Here is a 19,448-nt window from a genome sequence, read left to right as displayed (position 1 = left end):
TTTTCCACATTATAAACTCATTGGAGGTACTGTTCATGCAAAAACAAGTCAGAGTTTCAGGTAAAAGTAAAGAAAACATGTTACTGCTAAAGCACTTAAAAGGTGACGTACAAGGAAAAGAACTTGTTATTGAAGACAGTATTGTAAACGAGCGTTGGAGACAAGTATTAAAAGAAAATACCGATATTGAAAATGACCTTTTCAACTACCAAAAAAATCGTGAAATCAGTAAAGTCCCTTTTATGCCTGTAGACAGATTAATAACCAATGATGAAGTGGATGATATCTTAACTGCATTAACTAGCGTTTTGCCAACTGGAAAATTTACGAGTGGTTCCTATTTAGAGAAATTCGAAGACGTTTTATCTACATATTTACATAAAAGGTATGTAATTGCAACCAGCAGCGGAACGGATGCTATTATGATAGGATTATTGGCTTTAGGGTTAAACCGCGGGGATGAAGTGATCATGCCAGCTAATAGCTTTTCAGCTACTGAAAATGCTGTGTTAGCTGTGGGAGGCGTGCCTGTCTATGCAGATATTACCCCACAAACATTCTGCCTCGACCCTAACAAAATTGAGGAAGCAATAACGCCTTATACAAAGTTTATTCTCCCTGTGCATCTATACGGAAAACATTCAGAAATGAAGCAGATCCGCCAAATAGCAAATCGTTATAAATTGAAAGTAATTGAAGATGCTTGCCAAGGAATTGGGCTGACAGACTTAGGAAAGTACGCAGACATCACTACATTAAGTTTTAATCCATATAAGAATTTTGGTGTATGCGGTAAGGCTGGGGCAATAGCAACTGATAATGAAGAACTCGCCAAAAAATGCATTCAATTCAGTTATCATGGTTTTGAAGTAAATGTGAAAAATAAGAAAGTCATCAATTTTGGATTTAATTCAAAAATGGACAATTTACAGGCTGCAATTGGTTTAGAGAGAATAAAGCACCTTTCATTAAACAACTTCAAAAGACTATTCTTGGCTGATAGATACATTACTCAATTAGCAGAATTACAGAATAAAGGCCTTATTGAATTACCGGAATTAAGCGAAGATCATGTGTGGCACCTGTTTCCTATTAAGGTAAAAGCAGAGGATAGGACAGATATCATGACGAAATTAAATGAAGATTATGGTGTTCAAACAGATATATATTATCCAGTACTGTCTCATATGCAAAACACTCCTTTAGTACAGGACAAGTACACAAAACTCCAATTGGTCCATACGGAAAAGGCACATAGTCAGGTACTGCATTTGCCTTTATATCCGTCATTTACTTTAGAAGAACAAGACAGAGTAATGGAGGGACTGTTCAGTGTTATTAAGCAAAAAGCTGGAGTATAAAACGTTATCCAAGGTTGAACATCCTCAGTATATTGTTTTTTGTGATTTTGATGAGACGTATTTTCCGCATACAATCGACGAACAGCAACAACAAGACATATATGAACTCGAAGACTATCTGGAACAAAAAAGTAAAGCTGGGGAACTGCTAATTGGATGGGTTACTGGGAGCAGCATAGAATCTATTCTCGATAAAATGGAACGAGGAAAATTTAGATATTTCCCGCATTTTGTCGCTAGTGATCTTGGAACTGAAATCACGTACTTTTCAGAGCATAACTTCGGACAGCAAGATCATGAGTGGAACAGCCGTATAAATGAAGAGTTTAGTAAAGAAAAGATAGATCGAATTGTGAAACAGCTACACGACAATTATAACATTCTGTTGAATCCTCAAACTCAATTAGGAAAGTCACGGTATAAGCACAATTTTTATTATCAGGAACAAGATGAAATAAACGACAAGAAAAACCTGTCATCCATTGAAAAGATCTGCGAGGAATACGGAGTTTCAGTTAATATCAATCGATGTAATCCGTTAGCAGGTGATCCGGAAGACAGCTATGATGTAGATTTTATCCCCAAGGGAACAGGAAAGAATGAAATTGTAAAGTTTATGTTAGAGAAATACAGCCTAAATGCCGAAAAAGCTATCGCATTTGGAGATAGCGGAAATGATGTTCGTATGTTACAGGCTGTAGGGAATGGATATCTGCTGAAAAATGCAACACAGGAAGCTAAAAACTTGCACCAACTTATAACTGATAGTGAGTACTCAAAAGGAATTACTAATACCTTAAAAAAATTAATTGGTTAATAAGGAGGAAAATAGATATGAAGAAGATTGGTATCATAGGTGCAGGTGGTATTGCCAGAGCGCACGCAACTGCTTTATCTACAATAAAAAACGCAGAGTTAGTAGGGGTATATGACATAAATCAACAAAATGCGGAAAGCTTTGTGAAAACTTTCGGTGGGAAGACATATGAAAAAGCAGATGAACTCATTGATGCCTCAGAAGGTGTAATTGTAGCATCACCAAACTTTTGCCATAAAGAACACGCTTTACAGGCATTGGCAAAACATAAGCATGTATTGTGTGAAAAGCCTATGGCTATTTCTCTCGAGGAAGCAAGCATAATGAAAGATACCGCTGAAAGGTCAGATGTAAGAGCTAGTATGGGATTTAATTATCGATATTTATCTTATGTAAATATCTTAAAAAGCTTAATTATCAATAATGAACTAGGTAACATACTGTCCATAAAAGTACACTTCAAGAAAAATAGTGCAATTAGACGCAAAAAGTTTACTTGGAGAGATGACGCTAATAGTAAAAAGACAAGTGGATCATTAGGGGATCTGGGTATTCACCTTATCGACTTGGTATGGTATTTGTTTGAGAGTGATTTCATCCCAGAATCAGTAAGAGCAAAGATGAACACAAATGTAAAAACAAAAGAGGATAAACAGGTACTTGTAGATGACTATGCAGAAATTTATGGTCAACTGAAGAACAAGGTATTTGTAAATATCATCACATCAAAATGTTCTGTGCCTGAAGACTGCGGTTTTAGCATTGAGGTAGTTGGACACAAAAAAGAGTTTAAATATCATACAGGCAATCCTCATGTTTACAAGCTCATAGATGGCTTGAATGTGGCAGACTGCTCAGTGCCGCAAAGTCTATTAAACGATCCGCCAAACGAATTTTATGGCTGGGCTGATTCTTTTAGAAGCGAGTTAATCAATTGGATTGAATCAACTCAGAAAGAATGGGTGGAGATCCCTTCTTTTCACGATGGTCTTAGATCTCAGAAAGTATTAGAAATGTTCTTTGAGAAAGATTGCGACTCTCAAACAAGGTCTGCTTTAGCAGTCAATTAGTATTTCGAAGAGGGAAGTTACTAAAAAAGCAGGAATCTATTTTCCTGCTTTTTCATATAGGGGTGTGATGAATGTTAAGAGGGACATATTTATTTGGATATGCTTTCTTTTTCACAGTAGGTATTATCCATATATCAACAGGGAGTTTGACACCATTTCTATTAGAGTCTTTTAACAAGACAACAGATGATATTTCGATCATCATTTTCTTTCAGTTTACCGGATTCCTAAGCGGAGTGTTAATCGCACCGTTAATGATTAAGAAATACAGTCACTTTAGGACACTTACTTTAGCGTTGACAATCATGCTTGCAGCATTAAGTATCTTTTTTCTAACTAAGGATTGGTATTATATTGTCGGAATGGCTTTTCTCTTAGGCTATGGGGCAGGTACATTAGAAACGACAGTTGGTTCCTTTGTTATTGCTAATTTCGAAAGTAATGCAGAAAAAATGAGTAAGTTGGAAGTCCTCTTTGGATTAGGCGCTTTATCTTTCCCATTATTAATTAATCCCTTCATCGATAGCAGTAACTGGCATCTACCGTATTACTGCATATTTACCTTTTTGTTCGTCCTATTAGCAGGGTGGTTAATTTTCTTGTCCAAGAACCGAAAGCATGCTAAAAATCATGCTAACCAGCAAGTGGCCTTGCCACATGCAGGAGCGTTTCAATACTTTATAGGAGATAGAAAAAAATCAAAGCAATTAGGCTTTTTTGTATTTTTCGCTTTCCTATATGCTGGAATTGAAACGAATTTTGCCAACTTTTTACCTTCCATCATGATAAACCAAGACAATGAACAAATTAGCCTTATAAGTGTCTCCTTTTTCTGGGTGGGGATAATCATAGGAAGAATACTGATTGGCATAGTAAGTAGAAGGCTTGATTTTTCTAAGTACCTCCTGTTTAGTTGTAGCTGTTTAATTGTTTTGTTGATTGCCTTCTCTTATATAAGTAACCCAACACTTCAATTGAGTGGTATTTTTTTGATTGGTCTAAGTATAGCGGGCATATTCCCCATTGCTTTAACCCTAGCATCAATCATTATTCAGAAGTACATTGACGAAGTGACAAGCCTATTTATTGCTTCAGCAAGTTTCGGAGGAGCCATCCTCTCTTTCTTAATTGGATGGAGTTTAAATCAGGATACGATCTTATTAACAATGGGAATATTCACAGCTATGGCGGTCATTCTAGCAGGTATTTCTGTAAAGATTAGAAGAACGAAAACAGAAGACCCTATTCACTTTGAGAGCAAAGCTTCAAAAACACAGTAAAAAACCCATAAATGAAAGATACTAATAGACAAACCAAAGGTAAATACAAGTGATCGAGAAGCCCATAGTTGAACATCAAGAAATTGAAGGAGACGTGGCAGAGTTATCAGAAAACGCAGTTGTATACTTTTAAAAGAAAAGTAATCCCAAAAATCCTCTCGAAGTATTTTGAGCATTCATCTAAAGCCAAAGATCGATTCATGTAAACTAAAGGAGAAATCTTGAAATTAATGCGGCGTTATGATGAAAAAAATGGTAAAGGGGCGTTTTCTGCGCGACAATCCCGGCAAGGCAATGCATTTATATTACGGATTATGTTTAGGCATCTGGCTGATTTACAATTTGGTGACATCCGGCTCCCCCGGACTGCCGCTTACGATTTTAGCCGGAGGAAATTTGATTTACCTCGCCATCCTGAAAAAGAAAGAAGAAACGTGAAAAACACGCACCACAGTGCGTGTTTTTTATTTAAAAACGCTGTGCAGACCCTCTTCTATTTCTCCTGACGACGGATACCATTTTGTCACGAGATCACGAAACAGCCGTTCCGCAAAAAGAATCTCTTCCTCTGTATACTGGTCAAAAAAAGACAGAAAACGCTGCTCGACCTTCTGATGATAATACTTGTGCAGCCCATGCAGTTTTTTCCCAGCCGGCGTCAAACGAAAGTAAACTTCCTTTTTATTATCGCTGAGCTGAGTTCTGTGAAGGAAGCCTGCGCTGAGCAATTTTGTACTGATGCGCGACACTGTCGCTTTTGTCGTATTCATTTTTTCTGCTATCGACGTGACATTGATCGGCTCATTGTCTCCAACACAAGAAAGAACATGAATTTCTGTCATCGACAATTGAGATTTGCTCCCATGCTCGGCATCAAGCTTCTTCAATTCGTCAGCCAAAAAAGCTTTAATAAGCCCCTCCCATTTCTCCTGCTGGTGAATGAGCTCCGCATACAATTCAAAAAGTTTGTGTTTCGTATGATCTGTGTTCATCGGGTTTTTCACCTTTTCCATTCGATTGTTTCTTCTATCATACCGTTTTGTTACAGATGAAACAATCGAATTGCGTTACACCCGGCTGGTGACGGAAAGCCAGCGGCTGACCCCTGTTTGAATCATACCGGCACAATCAGGCGCCGATGCATCTATTGCCCATGCAACATGTCCATCAGGGCGAATCAATATTGTATGCACGTCCCGCAATTTTCCATCTGGTTCTGCAAGCGAGGCGGTTACCGTGCGCAAGCCTTTTATTCGGCTATGATCATCAGCTTCTTGTATCAATGACAGCAAAACGAATGTCCCGTTTTGGAGAAAGCTGTACAGCCGTTCCGAACTGCCGTCGGAAAGAATCAGCTCCATGTCAGGAAGCCTTGACCCGTTCAAACGATGCGGCGGCATATCGGGATCAGCTTCATACCTGACATCGAGCGCAGAAATTTGCCCCGCTATATATCGATTTACTTCAGGGAAGGCAAGCAGCTCAGACATCATACTTCGCAAATGGAGGCCTGCTTGAGAGAAATCGATCAGCTTCGTCTGTGCCTCCGCGTTTCTCAGAAGCTCTTCCGCAGCAGGGTGCCGCTCCTCATGGTAGCTGTCCAAAAGCCATAACGGCGCAGTGCCCTTCACAGCTGCTGCCAGCTTCCACCCGAGGTTCATTGCATCCTGAAGGCCGACATTCAGCCCTTGGCCGCCTGCTGGAAAATGAATATGCGCCGCATCACCCGCAAGAAAGATTCTTCCGTCCCGATACCGCTTCGCTTGGCGTGCGGCATTCCCGAACCGCGACATCCACGAAGGCTCTGTTAGACCGAAGTCAGTCCCGCAGATTCGTATGAGATCGGCTTTCAGCTCCTCCTCAGTGACTGGCACATCTTTCGGCGTCTGCGTGCGATAAGGGCTGATCACGACGACTCGGTATTGTTTCGGAGAAAGCGGAACGATCATGACACCGCCTTCTTCTGTGCAAAGGGACAGCACGCCTGACGGCGGAGGAGAATGGAGCGCCGCATCTGCAAGGGCAGCGGTGATGGTGCTGTCTGTTCCCGGAAACTCAATTTGCGCCTGTTTCCGGACGGTACTTCTGGCTCCATCGGCACCAACAGCAAACTGGCTTGTGACCGTCCGCACACTGCCGTCACGATCCTTGAAAATCGTTTGCACCTCTGCCCCGTTTTGCGTAACCGACAGCGCCTCTGCTCCTCGAAACACCTCTGCCCCCAAGCTTCGCGCATGTTCCTCAAGCAGCTGCTCTGTTTTAGCCTGCGGAAGCAAAAGCGTGTAAGGACAGCTCGTATCCATTCCAGAAAAATCAAGACGGGTATCCAGCATCGAAAAGTGCCCGGAAGGTATTTTGCTTCCTTTGGATACGAAACGCTCCAGCAGCCCTCTCATCTCAAGCAGCTCCAGCGTGCGGGGATGCAGCGTCAACGCCTTGGAATGCGGAACAGGCTTTTCAAACCGCTCAATCACACATGTCTTCACCCCGGCTATCGCAAGCTCGGAAGCCAGCATAAATCCGACCGGCCCTCCCCCTATAATGACAGCTTCAACATTCATCGCGACCACTCCTTTTGTTTTACTTAAAACGATTATGAACCCTTTGAAAATAAAATCATATCAAATTATAAACATATTTTTTGTTACATACGTAACAATATTAATTATAGCTTCTTGCAAATTTTTCTTCAACACATTTTTCCAAACAAGCACAAAAAAGACGCCCCTTCAATTGACGTCTTTTTATTCAGCATCGGAAATCACACCGACAATATTTTTTTCTCTGATCGGGCCAAAATGCCGGCTGTCGAAGCTGTATATGCGATTATCTCCCACGACAAAATATTGCCCTTTCGGCACCTTGCTTGTTCCTGTCACATCTTTCAAGGTAAAATCACCTGTTACATGGCTCCCGGCAGAAACAGACTTCAAATGCTTCAAAAATGGTTCCGCAACCCGCTTTCCGTTCACATACAGCTGATCATCTTTATATTTGATTGATTCACCGGGCAACCCGATTACCCGCTTAATCAGCACTTTTTGATCAGGGCCTTTAAAAAGGACAATATCAAAGCGATGGATGGTTTTAAATCGATGAGAAAATTTATTGACTAACAGTTCGTTCCCTTCCTGAAAGGTCGGGTTCATACTGACGCCTTCCACCTTGTAATCAATGAAGACGGCATTTTTAACCTGAATGACGAGAACGACGGACACTACACCGGCAAGAAACCAAAACCGTTTTTTCATGCTACTGTCTCCCTCCATCATGCTCATGCTGACTGGCTCTCACATGCAAATACCGCTCTACCTTTTTTCCGACATACCATAAGACAGTGATCACCAATACAGCAATGACCGTTCGAATCGGCTGTGTAATCAGTGCGTGCAGATCATATCCGATGAAGCTGATCATAAAAATCATGACAAGCTTTCCCGAGGCTGCCGCCAAAATAAACTGCCGCGTTCCGATCCTTGACAAACCCGCAACAACATTCACCGCCGCTGACGGTGTAAACGGAAAACAAAGCAGAAGAAACAAAGGACCAAAGCCGTGTCTTTCCACCCATACCATCAGCTTTCTGACCGACGGATGACTGCGGATAAATCCAAGCAATCTTCTCTGACCGTATTGACGGACGATCAAAAATACAAGAATAGATCCAGCAGTTGATCCCGCCCAAGACAGAATGAACCCTTCCCACAAGCCAAACGAATTCGTATTCGCCACCACAAACACAATCAGCGGCAAAAACGGGAGAAATGCTTCAATTAAAGGCAGCAGCACAGCAATAAGAGGACCGAAAGCCCTATAGCTTTGAAATAATTCAGTTACATGCTCTTGCGTGAAATAAGATAAAAAATGCTCCAACATTTATACTCCTTACCGGGTTTGTCTATCCTTATTCTACACATTATCAGCAGAAAACTAAAAAGTTTTGGTGATTTTTTCTGTCTTGAATCATTTCACCAGCCGATATAGAATATAAACAGAACAAACGTTCCCGAAAGAAGGAGTCAGCATGCCGCATCTGCAGGAGGAAATCTACAATTTAATTGAACGGGCGCTTTTTTTGCCCATGGCTATTACGATTTTTAACCGTGATCTCGCCGGAATTGAGGAGAGCACTTTAAAATTGAAACATCCCTATAAAAAGCTTATCAGCGAATCATTAAAAATAGCACAAAAGGATTTGATCGAGGTCAGAAAAGAGCTGCGAAAAAGAAAAATTGCGATTCACGAGGCGGAGCGCGATGAGGCCTTTACACTTTATGTATTTGTGATCGATCGTTATGAAGAAAAGCACCGCTATTTTAATCCGCGGATCCGAGAGCAGGTCAGTGAATTATTAACATACTACCTATTCGCCCCGGACAGGATCTGAGTCTTTTGAATTATACTGCCCGTTCCATCTTCGGGCGATTCTGTAAAAAATTCAGACAATTCACACTATACAATTAAAATAAATTTATTTATAATTCGTACCACAGCCTTTCACCCCAAAAAATGACATGTGCTGTCATCTCGACGACAACATTTTCAGTACGGTCGGGCTTGTATACCCCACCCTAATTCGAAGGAGGATTTTATGAAACTGATTCACATTCTCGCCGCCTTGCCCTTTATCGGAATCTTACTCGGCACCCCTTTTGCAAATAAAGTGACCCCCTACGTGTTCGGCATGCCGTTTATCCTGGCCTATATTGTGATATGGGCTCTTTTGACCTCTGCGCTGATGGCAATTGTGTATGTCCTCGACAACGAAAATAAAAAGGAGGAAGCAGAATGAACGCAGCGCTCATCATCATTTTCGGCGTCCTGCTCTTAAGCATTTTTCTCGGCATACGCGCCCAAAAAGGAAAAGACATGAACCTTGAGCAGTGGACCGTTGGAGGCCGCGGCTTCGGAACCGTATTTGTTTTCTTATTAATGGCAGGCGAAATTTACACTACGTTTACGTTTCTCGGCGGCAGCGGCTGGGCTTACGGGAAAGGCGGGCCGGCCTTTTACATCATCGCCTACGGCTGTCTGGCCTATATCCTTTCTTATTGGCTCCTGCCGGCGGTTTGGACATACGCGAAACAGCATAAGCTGATGTCGCAGTCTGATTTTTTCACCAGAAAATATAACAGTCCGCTGCTTGGCGTTCTCGTCTCATTGGTAGGTATCGCCGCTCTTATTCCATATCTTGTGCTGCAGCTGAAAGGCCTTGGACTGATTGTATCGGAAACGTCATACGGCAAAATCTCTCCGGCCGCCGCCATCTGGATCGGCGCTGTTTCCATCACGGTTTATGTTATGGTTTCCGGCATTCACGGATCCGCTTGGATATCGGTTGTAAAAGACATCATGATTTTGGCTGTCGTTCTGTTTTTAGGTGTGTATTTGCCGATTCATTATTACGGCGGATTCCAAGACATGTTTCAGCAGATTGAAACGGCAAAGCCGGGCTTTCTGACGCTTCCGGAAACGGGGCAAAGTGCGGCGTGGTTCAGCTCCACCGTGCTCTTGACAGCGCTTGGGTTTTACATGTGGCCTCATACGTTTTCCGCTTCGTATTCAGCCGAAAACCCAAAAGTGTTTCGCAAAAATGCCATCATCATGCCTTTATACCAGCTGGTCCTGCTCTTCGTCCTTTTCGTCGGCTTTGCCGCTATTCTGCAAGTTCCGGGGTTGAAAGACGCAGACGGGGATCTATCGCTTTTGAGGCTGTCTCTGCAAACATTTGACCCTTGGTTTGTCGGGATTATCGGTGCTGCCGGATTGCTGACCGCGCTTGTGCCGGGGTCTATGATCTTAATGTCCGCCTCCACGCTGTTTGCAAAAAATGTGTACAAAGTGTTCGCACCCCGCACGACAGAACAGCAAGTCTCAATGCTTGCCAAATGTTTAGTTCCAGTGATCGCGCTGATTTCGGTGTACTTTACCTTCAGGGGAGGAAATACCATCGTTACGCTGCTATTAATGGGCTACAGCCTTGTCACACAATTATTCCCGGCTCTATTGTTCAGTCTGTTCAGGCATAATATGGTGACGAAGCAAGGAGCTTTCTGCGGCATCATTACAGGTGTCGGAGCGGTTTCTTATATTACATTGACGGAAACGACGATTGGCACTTTAATTCCGGCGCTGCCGCAAGCAGCAAAAGACTTGAATGTCGGCATAGTCGCTCTGCTTTTGAACATGACGGTCATGGCGGCAGTAAGCTTGGCGACAAGAAAAACGAAAAGCGCCGCGGCTGATCAAGCGGCATAAATGAAAAAGCAATCTGAAATCAGATTGCTTTTTCTTCTTTAACGTTCGCAGGCGATTAAATCTTTATCGCGGTCTTTATTTTTATTGGCATCATAAAGCGTCTTAGAGACGTAAGGCTTGTACTTCGTTTTTCCGCCTTTATTTTTCACCTTCGACGTGCGGGCCACCCCGCCTTTATATACTTTGTTTAACTCCTTGCAGTTCTTATAAACCTTCACCTTTGTTTTAGCTTCCGCCACATGATCTGCTCCGTATGAAAAACCGAAAACGAGACCGAGTGACAGCAAAACCGCCGCCGTTTTCTTCATGACGATATACCCATCTCCCATCCAATATTTAGTTGTTTTATAGCTGGATTTATCATAATTCATACAGTCATATTTGACAAGATAAATATAGAAGTAAGTCTGTTTTTTTGTCTTTCAGCAGTCAAACTGCCAAAACATGTTTTTCTCTATATGCTGCGGGGGTACACGTACGAATATACACCAAACAGAAAAGGAGCGTTGATGATGTCTGATTCAAACCTTAGCAATCCTTTAACAGCATTTTTTCACGATGAATTCCCTGAACAATATCAAGAACCGCCCGGCCTGCAAAAGAACATGAAGCCGGTGCCGGATTGCGGGGAAAAAAGCTATAAAGGAGCGGATAAACTGATTGGCCGAAAAGCGCTCGTCACCGGCGGCGATTCCGGTATTGGCCGCGCTGCCGCAATTGCTTACGCCCGGGAAGGCGCCGATGTGGCCATTAACTATTTGCCTGCGGAGCAACCTGATGCCGAACAGGTAAAAGAACTGATAGAAGCAGAAGGACGAAAAGCAGTGCTCATCCCCGGAGACTTGAGCGACGAGTCCTTTTGCCGGGATTTGGTCAAACAGGCCCATCAGGAACTTGGCGGATTGGATGTACTGGCGCTGGTTGCCGGTAAACAGCAAGCGGTCCAAAACATTGAAGACCTGCCCACTGAACAAATCTATAAAACATTTGAAGTGAACGTCTTTTCCCTTTACTGGGTTGTAAAAGCGGCACTTCCGTATTTGCCGGAGGGAGCTTCAATTATCACTACGACCTCAGTTGAAGGCTACAACCCAAGCCCGATGCTGTTAGATTACGCAGCAACGAAAAACGCCATTATCGGTTTTACTGTCGGACTGGGAAAACAGCTGGCTTCCAAAGGCATCAGAGTGAATTCAGTTGCGCCCGGGCCAATTTGGACGCCGCTGCAGATTTCCGGAGGCCAGCCGACGGAAAACATACCGACATTCGGTCAAAGCACACCGCCATCACCGCTAAACCGAGCTGGACAGCCGGCAGAATTAGCAGATGTTTATGTATTTCTAGCTTCAGAGAATTCAAGCTATGTGACCTCTCAGGTATATGGCATCACCGGCGGAATTCCGACGGCCTAAAGCAAAGGAGCTGTCCTGTTCGGTCAGCTCCTTTCTATTTTCTAATATCGCTCCCCGAGCTCTCGCAAAATAAAATCATAAATCATCTTCGTCCGCTCTTCCTTCGGGTACAGCATAAATTCCTGCCGTTTCGGCACGCGGTGTTCGATTCGATCTTGGAATTTGGTTCTGAGCCACGCTGTCCGGTAAACCTGGTTTTCAAACGAATTGCAGGAGATCGGCAGCTCCATCGTTTTGCCGTTCGAAAAGGTCACTTCTGTATCGTCGAATTCAGTCGGTTTGAATTCTTTCACATGCACATGGGAAATCCAGCCGCATTGGGGTCTTGTCGAAGAAAGTGTAGGGAATAAAAAGATTTGGTTCGAAGGGTCCACCATAATCGGCGGTTTGTGGGAAATTTTTGTCACTTCATAAGTTCCCGCTTTTCTTCCCGCATAGCTTGATCCGAAAAACCGGCAGCTTCTGTCGACAATTTGCAGCGGCTTCATGCTGACGTAAAACACGCAGTCTTTTTCAATAATTTTGGAACAGATTTTGCCATCGATTTCTTCTGGCAGCACGGCGATTGTGGCGCCGTTTACTTCATACGATTCTAAGGGTGCGTCTGTTTTTTGACTCATATTATGGCCTCCATCCTTTTTCTGCAAAATTTATACTAATAATCTATCATCTGTTTTTATAAAACGACAGTTTTTTTTACCGAATAAGCTAAAATCATCTTTTAATGATATTTATTAGCTCTAAATTACTAGTAATAAACCGATTTTACATTCATAGGATCGGCTGGTTTACGGCATTTTGCAGGATATGTCGATAGATTGCCAAGTATTAGTTGTCTAAAGATTATAAAAATTTATTGATTTTTTCGATTGTTATCCATATACTATAAAAAAGGCATTGGGGGGATTCTTTATGAAAGAGAAAAAATCGTACACTGAGCTCATGAAGTCCCGCAACACGCAACAAACAAAAGAATTTGATGTCACAATGACGGATGTCTACATTCAAATGGTGCTCGATGAATCCTTGTATAAGCGCCGTCTGACCATGCTGACGGACCAAATCAACAAAGCCTTGGACGAAAAAGATAAAGATGCGTTTTTGACGCTCTCTAAAGAATATGCAACGCTCAAACAGAGCGAATAAGCCAATCCTTAAGGATTGGCTTTTTATTACCCATTCACAATCGTGCCGCCATTGACGTGAATCGTCTGTCCTGTAACATATGAGGAATCATCGCTGGCAAGGTATAAATAGCTTGGCGCCACTTCCACCGGCTGCCCCGGGCGTTCCATTGGCACGTCTGAACCAAACACTTCCACATCCTTTGCCGCAAAGGTGGCTGGGATAAGCGGTGTCCAAATGGGACCCGGCGCTACTGCATTGACCCTAATGCCCTGTTGAACAAGTGACTGGGAAAGGGACCTTGTAAATGTGACGATGGCTCCTTTTGTCGCTGAGTAATCGATCAGCGTTTTACTCCCTTTATAAGCCGTAATTGAAGCGGTATTAATGATGGAGCTGCCTTTTTTTAAATGAGGCAGCACTGCCTTTGTTAAGTAAAACATGGAGAAAATGTTCGTTTGAAAGGTTCTGATCAGCTGATGGCTTGTGATTTTTTCAATGCCTGGCTGGACATGCTGCTCAGCTGCGTTGTTGACCAATATATCAATGGACGGAAACGCTTGGCTTGCCTGCCTGACCACATCATTGCAAAACGCTTCATCTCCGACATCTCCCGCAATCAGCAGGCATGTTCTCCCTTCCCTTTCTACGTACTGCTTTGTTTCCTCGGCGTCCTGATGCTCATTCAAATACACAATGACCACATTAGCCCCTTCTTTTGCGAATAACACCGATACAGCGCGTCCAATTCCGCTGTCTCCTCCAGTAATAATTGCGGTTTTGCCCTCTAATTTTTTCGCTTTCTTCGGCTTATCAAAAACCGGACGGGGATCCATGAGATATTCAAAACCCGGCTGCTGGTTCTGGTGCTGAGGCGGCAATGTTTTCTTTTTTTGATTCGCCAATGAACTCACTCCTTTTCAACCTTATTAGGTTATGAACAATGCCTGCTTCCTATGTATGAAAAGATAGAATATGGAAAAATTAAGGGATAAATCTGATTGGAGGTATAATGGCTTGGCTAATCCATATTTTGCAAAGGAAGCACCTGAAACATACTGGAGAACATCAACCGACCTGCCTTCTTTTCCGGCCCTTGAAGAGGATACCGAATGTGATGTCACCATTATCGGGGGCGGAATTACGGGAATCACAACAGCGTACGAACTCACAAAGAGAGGCTTTCGTGTCGTATTGATTGAAGCAAATCAGATTCTCAATGGCACTACTGCCCATACAACCGCTAAAATCACCGCACAGCATGACATGATTTACGATGAGTTTATCCGCCATTTCGGATTGAATCACGCGAGGCTTTATTATGAAGCAAATCAAAACGCAATTGATTACATAAAAGGAATTGTGGATGAACATCAAATTGATTGCGAATGGATCGAACAAGATGCTTATCTTTACACGGCAGATGAAAATGCTGTGCAAAAAATCCGCACTGAGCACGAGGCATACACAAAGCTTGGCATTGAAAGAGACCTTATCAAGGAACTTCCGATTCCTGTTGGTTCTAAGCTGGCGCTTGTCATGAAGAATCAAGCCCAATTTCATCCGCTGCAATACTTAAAAGCGCTTCTCGGGCAGATTGTTCAAAAAGGCGGACGGGTTTTAGAAAACACAGTTGCGCTTGATATCAAAAAAGGAGAAAGGCCTGAAGTCATCACAAAAAACCGGCACGCCGTTAAGAGCCGCTTTATCATATGCTGCTCCCACTTCCCTTTTTATGATGGCGGCGGATTATATGCAACGAGAATGTACGCTGACAGATCCTATGTCCTTGCCATCAAGCCGAAAATTGAATATCCCGAGGGCATGTATTTGAGTATCGATAAGCCGTCAGTGGCGCTCCGCTATACCATCGCCAATGGAGAAAAACTGATTCTCTTTAGCGGAGAAAGCCATAAAACCGGCCAGGGAAAAGACATGTCGACACATTACGAAACACTGAGAAAAGCGGCAGAAAGCACCATCGGCATCGAAAACATCCCGTATTATTGGTCCACCCAGGACCTTGTGTCAATTGACAAAATTCCGTTTATCGGACCGATGTCGGAAAACGAGGACAATATTCTTGTCGCGACCGGTTTCAAAAAATGGGGCATGACGTCATCAGCTGTCGCGGCCACTCTTTTGTCAGACCTTGTGGAGAAAAAAGACAATCCATACGAAAGCATTTTTACGCCGTCCCGTTTCCATCTAAATCCCGGATTGCAGAAAGTGATTTCCTACAATGCCGATGTCGCCAAGCATTTGATTAAAGGAAAGCTCGAAAAGCCTGATGTCCAATTTGACGAGATTGCGCCAGGAGAAGGGAAAGCTGTCACCATAAACGGCAGGCGAGCGGGGGCTTTTCGGGATGAAACAGGCTGCCTCCATCTCGTCGATACGACGTGCACCCATTTGGGCTGTGAGGTCGAGTGGAACGACGGCGAGCACACGTGGGATTGCCCATGCCACGGATCACGCTTTAAACCAACCGGCGAGGTTGTAGAGGGTCCGGCGATTAAACCTTTAAAACAAATAAACCTTGATTAAACCGTTCATTTTAATGAACGGTTTTTACAAATATTTTTAATTTACAGCTTCATTCGTGCTCCTCTTGACCGATAAAAAAGAAAAAGGCTTAAAAAGCCAAAAACTAAACATTATTTTTCCCAAGGGGGATCACTGGATTGTTATTTAAAAAAGATAGAAAACAAGAAACAGCCTATTTTTCTGATGCAAACGGACAGCAAAAAAACCGCATCCAGCTCACAAACAAACATGCGGATGTCAAAAAACAGCTCAAAATGGTCAGATTAGGAGATGCCGAGCTTTACGTGTTAGAGCAGCTTCAGCCACTCATACAAGACAACATCGTATCCATCGTCGATGCGTTTTATAAAAACCTTGACCACGAAAGCTCACTGATGGATATCATTCATGACCACAGCTCAGTTGACCGCTTAAAACAAACGCTAAAACGGCATATTCAGGAAATGTTTGCAGGCGTGATTGATGATGAATTCATTGAAAAACGAAACCGAATCGCCTCCATTCATTTAAGAATCGGCCTTCTGCCAAAATGGTATATGGGCGCATTCCAAGAATTACTTCTGTCAATGATTGACATTTACGAAGCCTCTATTACAAATCAGCAAGAACTGCTGAAAGCTATTAAAGCGACAACTAAAATCTTGAATCTAGAACAGCAGCTTGTACTTGAAGCGTTTCAAAGCGAATACAGCCAAACCCGTGATGAACAGGAGGAAAAGAAACACCTTCTTCATCAGAAGATTCAAGACACCTCTGGATCGATTGCCAATCTGTTTTCAGAAACGAGCAGATCTGTCCAAGAGCTTGTGGACAAATCTGAAGGCATTTCCGAAGCATCCAAAGCCGGCACAGTGACATCCAGCACAGTTGAAGAAAAGTCAATCGGCGGGAAAAAAGAGCTTGAAATCCAGCAAAAACAGATGAACAAAATTGACACAAGCCTTGTCCAAATCGAAAAAGAGATGGTCAAGCTGGATGAGATCGCACAACAGATTGAAAAAATCTTCGGCATTGTTACAGGTATTGCTGAACAAACAAACCTTCTCTCACTCAATGCTTCTATTGAATCTGCCCGCGCTGGCGAACACGGCAAAGGCTTCGCCGTAGTGGCAAATGAAGTGCGGAAGCTTTCTGAAGACACGAAAAAAACCGTCTCTACCGTGTCTGAGCTTGTAAACAATACGAATATGCAAATCAACATCGTATCTAAACATATCAAAGATGTGAATGGACTAGTCAGCGATAGCAAAGAAAAAATGGCTCAAATTAACCGCTTATTCGATGAAATTGTCCACAGCATGAAAATCAGCAAAGAGCAGTCAGGCAAAATCGACGTCGATTTGCAGGCCTTTCTCGGAGGGCTTCAGGAAGTCAGCCGAGCCGTTTCTCACGTGGCCGCTTCTGTTGATTCGCTTGTCATACTGACAGAAGAATAAACATTAAAAACCGGTCTGCCATGCAGCCGGTTTTTTCATATCTATTATGTTAACCTGTATAAATAAAACGTTGACATAATAATTGTCTGCCTTTATTGTATAACCATATTTTATTATGGTTTGGAGGATTTCATATGCTTAGATTAATAGACATGATGCATATTGCCATTTTTACCGCGCTGATGGCCGTGCTTGGCTTTATGCCCCCTCTCTTCTTATCTTTTACACCCGTTCCGATTACATTACAAACGCTTGGTGTCATGCTGGCAGGCAGCATCCTCAAGCCTAAATCTGCTTTCTTGAGCCAGCTTGTCTTTTTGCTGCTTGTCACGTTCGGAGCGCCGCTTTTGCCGGGCGGACGAGGCGGCTTTGGTGTTTTTTTCGGACCGAGCGCAGGCTTTTTGATCGCCTATCCTTTCGCTTCATGGCTGATCAGTTTAGCCGTTTCCAAATTGCGAAGGGCGACTGTATTGCGGCTCTTTTTCACACATATCCTATTCGGCATCATCTTCATTTATTTGCTCGGTATACCTGTGCAAGCTTTTATGATGCATATTGATTTTTCACAGGCCGCCTTCATGAGTCTTGCATATGTGCCTGGTGATTTGATAAAAGCGGCTGTATCCGCGTTTCTGGCAATTAAAATCACCCAAGCCTTGTCTCTTTCCGATCCGATGTTTACGAAAGGAGGCTGACATTTCATGACAATTACTCATCCCTATTCAGCTATTGCCGAAACATCGCCAGGTCGTGTGGCCATACATACTGAATCAGAGCAAATCACGTACCGGGATTGGGCCCATCTTGTCTCTCAAACCGCAAATTGGCTGCGGTCGCTACCGAAGATACCGAACCGTGTGGCGATTTTGCTCCCAAACAGTCTTGCGTTTTTACAGTTGTTTGCCGGAGCCGCAGCGGCGGGATGCATCGCAATTCCTATCGACATACGCTGGAGCGCGGCAGAATGTAAGGATCGTCTGGCCATAGGCCATGCGGATCTTGTGGTTACTTCAGCCTTTTTCAAAAATAAACTGATAGAAAGCAAAACGCCTGTTGTTTTGCTAGATCACTGTATGGCAGCGATATCAGAAACATCCGCTGTATCCCTGCCTATGATTGACCCTGAACATCCCTTTTACATGGGATTTACGTCAGGTTCGACAGGAAAACCGAAGGCCTTCACACGATCTCACCGCTCATGGATAGAGAGCTTTGCCTGTACGGAAACAGATTTTTCAATTTCAGCAGATGATACGGTATTGATTCCCGGAACGTTAATGTCCTCACACTTCCTATATGGGGCTGTCAGCACTTTGTTTCTCGGAGGAACCGTTTGTTTGCTGAAAAAGTTCTCCCCCGCTCAAACGAAGGAATGGCTGAACCGTGAATCAATCAGCGTTCTCTATACCGTACCGACGATGACAGATGCCCTCACCCGGATTGGGGCCTTTCCAGACTGCCCCGTCAAAATCATTTCATCGGGTGCAGACTGGCCGGCTGAAGCTAAGAAGAAGCTGGCCGATACATGGCCGCAGCTCAAGCTATACGATTTTTACGGCACATCAGAGCTTAGCTTTGTGACATATTCCTCACCTGAAGACAGCAAACGGAAGCCCCATTCAGCCGGCCGCCCGTTTCACAACGTCCAGATTGAAATCCGTAACGCTGCCGGGGAACACTGTCAGCCTGGGGAAATCGGAAAAATATTCGTTAAAAGCCCGATGCGTTTTTCCGGCTATGTCAATGGCAGCGCACCGGATGAATCCGGCTGGATGACAGTTGATGATATGGGCTGTGTCGATGAGGAGGGCTTTCTATACATATCAGGAAGAGAAAACGGGATGATCGTGTACGGAGGATTAAATATTTTCCCAGAAGAAGTTGAACGTGTGCTTCTCTCCTGTCCAGAAGTTGAAAAAGCCGCTGTCGTTGGAATTCCGGACGAGTATTGGGGAGAAATCGCCGCGGCCGTCATTCTCGGAAATACGAATGCCAGAAAGCTGAAAGCCTGCTGCAAACAGAAACTGGCTTCCTATAAAATACCGAAAAAATGGGTGTTTACAGACAGCTTGCCGGAAACGAGCAGCGGAAAAATCGCCCGTTCCAGCGTGAAGAAATGGCTAAAAGAGGGTGCAGTGTAAC

Annotated in this window: 21 protein-coding genes and 1 pseudogene; 15 read left to right on the top strand and 7 right to left on the bottom strand. The window is 43.5% G+C overall.

The features are described 5' to 3' along the window. The first annotated feature begins 35 nt into the window (after positions 1-35). From ntdA to V756_RS0100620, 5 genes are all read left to right on the top strand, one after another. Positions 36-1,361, top strand: a complete 1,326-nt coding sequence (gene ntdA, locus V756_RS0100640; protein WP_024712942.1) for a 3-dehydro-glucose-6-phosphate--glutamate transaminase — start codon at positions 36-38, stop codon at positions 1,359-1,361. Further along, a complete protein-coding gene (gene ntdB / locus V756_RS0100635; protein WP_024712941.1) occupies positions 1,333-2,178 on the top strand; it encodes a kanosamine-6-phosphate phosphatase in 846 nt (281 codons plus the stop codon). The genes ntdA and ntdB overlap by 29 nt, the downstream gene beginning before the upstream one ends. A 17-nt stretch (positions 2,179-2,195) precedes the next feature. Beyond that, the gene (gene ntdC / locus V756_RS0100630) at positions 2,196-3,248 is read left to right on the top strand and encodes a glucose-6-phosphate 3-dehydrogenase NdtC (protein WP_024712940.1); all 1,053 of its coding nucleotides are present in this window, start codon (positions 2,196-2,198) and stop codon (positions 3,246-3,248) included. A gap of 71 nt (positions 3,249-3,319) precedes the next feature. Continuing rightward, on the top strand, positions 3,320-4,528 hold the full coding sequence (locus V756_RS0100625; RefSeq protein ID WP_024712939.1) for an MFS transporter: 1,209 nt from the start codon (positions 3,320-3,322) through the stop codon (positions 4,526-4,528). A 240-nt stretch (positions 4,529-4,768) separates the two neighbouring features. Beyond that, the gene (locus tag V756_RS0100620) at positions 4,769-4,966 is read left to right on the top strand and encodes a hypothetical protein (protein ID WP_024712938.1); all 198 of its coding nucleotides are present in this window, start codon (positions 4,769-4,771) and stop codon (positions 4,964-4,966) included. A 26-nt stretch (positions 4,967-4,992) separates the two neighbouring features. Here the strand turns inward: V756_RS0100620 and V756_RS0100615 are convergent, their stop codons facing one another. The 4 genes from V756_RS0100615 to V756_RS0100600 all read right to left on the bottom strand — a co-directional run bounded on the left by V756_RS0100615 (position 4,993) and on the right by V756_RS0100600 (position 8,404). Then, positions 4,993-5,520, bottom strand: coding sequence for a MarR family transcriptional regulator (locus tag V756_RS0100615; RefSeq protein WP_024712937.1), 528 nt, complete (start codon positions 5,518-5,520; stop codon positions 4,993-4,995). Positions 5,521-5,595: 75 nt separating this feature from the next. Beyond that, positions 5,596-7,089, bottom strand: a complete 1,494-nt coding sequence (locus V756_RS0100610) for a monooxygenase (protein ID WP_024712936.1) — start codon at positions 7,087-7,089, stop codon at positions 5,596-5,598. Between the two features lie 183 nt (positions 7,090-7,272). Further along, a complete protein-coding gene (gene lepB, locus V756_RS0100605) occupies positions 7,273-7,779 on the bottom strand; it encodes a signal peptidase I (RefSeq protein ID WP_024712935.1) in 507 nt (168 codons plus the stop codon). A 1-nt stretch (position 7,780) separates the two neighbouring features. Then, positions 7,781-8,404: a TVP38/TMEM64 family protein gene (locus V756_RS0100600; RefSeq protein ID WP_081719735.1), complete on the bottom strand. Its 624-nt coding sequence runs from the start codon at positions 8,402-8,404 to the stop codon at positions 7,781-7,783. Positions 8,405-8,552: 148 nt separating this feature from the next. On the opposite strand from V756_RS0100600, the gene V756_RS0100595 reads away from it, so the two are divergent. The 3 genes from V756_RS0100595 (at position 8,553) to V756_RS0100585 (ending at position 10,786) form a co-directional block, all read left to right on the top strand. Continuing rightward, positions 8,553-8,915: a YhjD family protein gene (locus V756_RS0100595; protein WP_024712933.1), complete on the top strand. Its 363-nt coding sequence runs from the start codon at positions 8,553-8,555 to the stop codon at positions 8,913-8,915. Between the two features lie 204 nt (positions 8,916-9,119). Continuing rightward, positions 9,120-9,320, top strand: a complete 201-nt coding sequence (locus V756_RS0100590) for a DUF3311 domain-containing protein (protein WP_024712932.1) — start codon at positions 9,120-9,122, stop codon at positions 9,318-9,320. Continuing rightward, positions 9,317-10,786, top strand: a complete 1,470-nt coding sequence (locus V756_RS0100585) for a sodium:solute symporter family protein (protein ID WP_024712931.1) — start codon at positions 9,317-9,319, stop codon at positions 10,784-10,786. Before V756_RS0100590 ends, V756_RS0100585 begins: the two co-directional genes overlap by 4 nt. 38 nt (positions 10,787-10,824) lie before the next feature. Here V756_RS0100585 and V756_RS0100580 read toward each other — a convergent pair whose 3' ends face one another. Further along, on the bottom strand, positions 10,825-11,094 hold the full coding sequence (locus V756_RS0100580) for an excalibur calcium-binding domain-containing protein (RefSeq protein WP_024712930.1): 270 nt from the start codon (positions 11,092-11,094) through the stop codon (positions 10,825-10,827). 204 nt (positions 11,095-11,298) lie between these two features. Between V756_RS0100580 and V756_RS0100575 the strand changes: the two genes are divergently transcribed. Continuing rightward, positions 11,299-12,198 carry an SDR family oxidoreductase gene (locus V756_RS0100575; RefSeq protein WP_024712929.1) on the top strand — a complete coding sequence of 300 codons (900 nt, stop codon included), beginning with the start codon at positions 11,299-11,301 and terminating at the stop codon, positions 12,196-12,198. Positions 12,199-12,239: 41 nt separating this feature from the next. Here V756_RS0100575 and comK read toward each other — a convergent pair whose 3' ends face one another. Continuing rightward, on the bottom strand, positions 12,240-12,818 hold the full coding sequence (gene comK, locus V756_RS0100570; protein ID WP_024712928.1) for a competence transcription factor ComK: 579 nt from the start codon (positions 12,816-12,818) through the stop codon (positions 12,240-12,242). Between the two features lie 292 nt (positions 12,819-13,110). Here comK and V756_RS0100565 point away from each other — a divergent pair, with 292 nt between their 5' ends. After that, on the top strand, positions 13,111-13,344 hold the full coding sequence (locus tag V756_RS0100565) for an IDEAL domain-containing protein (protein WP_024712927.1): 234 nt from the start codon (positions 13,111-13,113) through the stop codon (positions 13,342-13,344). 26 nt (positions 13,345-13,370) lie between these two features. Here V756_RS0100565 and V756_RS0100560 read toward each other — a convergent pair whose 3' ends face one another. Continuing rightward, positions 13,371-14,228, bottom strand: coding sequence for an SDR family oxidoreductase (locus V756_RS0100560; RefSeq protein WP_024712926.1), 858 nt, complete (start codon positions 14,226-14,228; stop codon positions 13,371-13,373). A 112-nt stretch (positions 14,229-14,340) separates the two neighbouring features. Between V756_RS0100560 and V756_RS0100555 the strand changes: the two genes are divergently transcribed. From V756_RS0100555 to V756_RS0100540, 5 genes and pseudogenes are all read left to right on the top strand, one after another. Beyond that, positions 14,341-15,870, top strand: a complete 1,530-nt coding sequence (locus tag V756_RS0100555; RefSeq protein ID WP_024712925.1) for an FAD-dependent oxidoreductase — start codon at positions 14,341-14,343, stop codon at positions 15,868-15,870. Positions 15,871-16,124: 254 nt separating this feature from the next. Then, positions 16,125-16,502 (top strand): annotated as a pseudogene (hemAT, locus tag V756_RS1000000124770) (heme-based aerotactic transducer HemAT); the annotation flags it as partial. Between the two features lie 288 nt (positions 16,503-16,790). Next, entirely contained in the window at positions 16,791-17,306 is a 516-nt protein-coding gene (locus tag V756_RS1000000124765) for a methyl-accepting chemotaxis protein (RefSeq protein ID WP_376746285.1), read from the top strand. A 134-nt stretch (positions 17,307-17,440) separates the two neighbouring features. After that, a complete protein-coding gene (locus tag V756_RS0100545; protein ID WP_024712923.1) occupies positions 17,441-18,001 on the top strand; it encodes a biotin transporter BioY in 561 nt (186 codons plus the stop codon). A gap of 6 nt (positions 18,002-18,007) precedes the next feature. Beyond that, a complete protein-coding gene (locus V756_RS0100540) occupies positions 18,008-19,447 on the top strand; it encodes an acyl-CoA synthetase (protein WP_024712922.1) in 1,440 nt (479 codons plus the stop codon). Position 19,448: the final 1 nt, after the last annotated feature.

Origin of the sequence: Bacillus tequilensis KCTC 13622, assembly GCF_000507145.1 — a bacterium.
GTDB lineage: Bacteria > Bacillota > Bacilli > Bacillales > Bacillaceae > Bacillus > Bacillus tequilensis.
The sequence above is the reverse complement of the archived record's forward strand: the minus strand, read 5'-3'. Positions and strand labels throughout refer to the sequence as shown.

What these genes read in the sequence shown, in the direction of transcription:
- ntdA (WP_024712942.1), top strand. Translation starts at nt 36, where the DNA reads ATGCAAAAACAAGTCAGAGTTTCAGGTAAAAGTAAAGAAAACATGTTA.
- ntdC (WP_024712940.1), top strand. Translation starts at nt 2,196, where the DNA reads ATGAAGAAGATTGGTATCATAGGTGCAGGTGGTATTGCCAGAGCGCAC.
- V756_RS0100625 (WP_024712939.1), top strand. Translation starts at nt 3,320, where the DNA reads ATGTTAAGAGGGACATATTTATTTGGATATGCTTTCTTTTTCACAGTA.
- V756_RS0100620 (WP_024712938.1), top strand. Translation starts at nt 4,769, where the DNA reads ATGATGAAAAAAATGGTAAAGGGGCGTTTTCTGCGCGACAATCCCGGC.
- V756_RS0100615 (WP_024712937.1), bottom strand. Translation starts at nt 5,520, where the DNA reads ATGAACACAGATCATACGAAACACAAACTTTTTGAATTGTATGCGGAG.
- V756_RS0100610 (WP_024712936.1), bottom strand. Translation starts at nt 7,089, where the DNA reads ATGAATGTTGAAGCTGTCATTATAGGGGGAGGGCCGGTCGGATTTATG.
- lepB (WP_024712935.1), bottom strand. Translation starts at nt 7,779, where the DNA reads ATGAAAAAACGGTTTTGGTTTCTTGCCGGTGTAGTGTCCGTCGTTCTC.
- V756_RS0100600 (WP_081719735.1), bottom strand. Translation starts at nt 8,404, where the DNA reads ATGTTGGAGCATTTTTTATCTTATTTCACGCAAGAGCATGTAACTGAA.
- V756_RS0100595 (WP_024712933.1), top strand. Translation starts at nt 8,553, where the DNA reads ATGCCGCATCTGCAGGAGGAAATCTACAATTTAATTGAACGGGCGCTT.
- V756_RS0100590 (WP_024712932.1), top strand. Translation starts at nt 9,120, where the DNA reads ATGAAACTGATTCACATTCTCGCCGCCTTGCCCTTTATCGGAATCTTA.
- V756_RS0100585 (WP_024712931.1), top strand. Translation starts at nt 9,317, where the DNA reads ATGAACGCAGCGCTCATCATCATTTTCGGCGTCCTGCTCTTAAGCATT.
- V756_RS0100580 (WP_024712930.1), bottom strand. Translation starts at nt 11,094, where the DNA reads ATGAAGAAAACGGCGGCGGTTTTGCTGTCACTCGGTCTCGTTTTCGGT.
- V756_RS0100575 (WP_024712929.1), top strand. Translation starts at nt 11,299, where the DNA reads ATGTCTGATTCAAACCTTAGCAATCCTTTAACAGCATTTTTTCACGAT.
- comK (WP_024712928.1), bottom strand. Translation starts at nt 12,818, where the DNA reads ATGAGTCAAAAAACAGACGCACCCTTAGAATCGTATGAAGTAAACGGC.
- V756_RS0100565 (WP_024712927.1), top strand. Translation starts at nt 13,111, where the DNA reads ATGAAAGAGAAAAAATCGTACACTGAGCTCATGAAGTCCCGCAACACG.
- V756_RS1000000124765 (WP_376746285.1), top strand. Translation starts at nt 16,791, where the DNA reads ATGAACAAAATTGACACAAGCCTTGTCCAAATCGAAAAAGAGATGGTC.
- V756_RS0100545 (WP_024712923.1), top strand. Translation starts at nt 17,441, where the DNA reads ATGCTTAGATTAATAGACATGATGCATATTGCCATTTTTACCGCGCTG.
- V756_RS0100540 (WP_024712922.1), top strand. Translation starts at nt 18,008, where the DNA reads ATGACAATTACTCATCCCTATTCAGCTATTGCCGAAACATCGCCAGGT.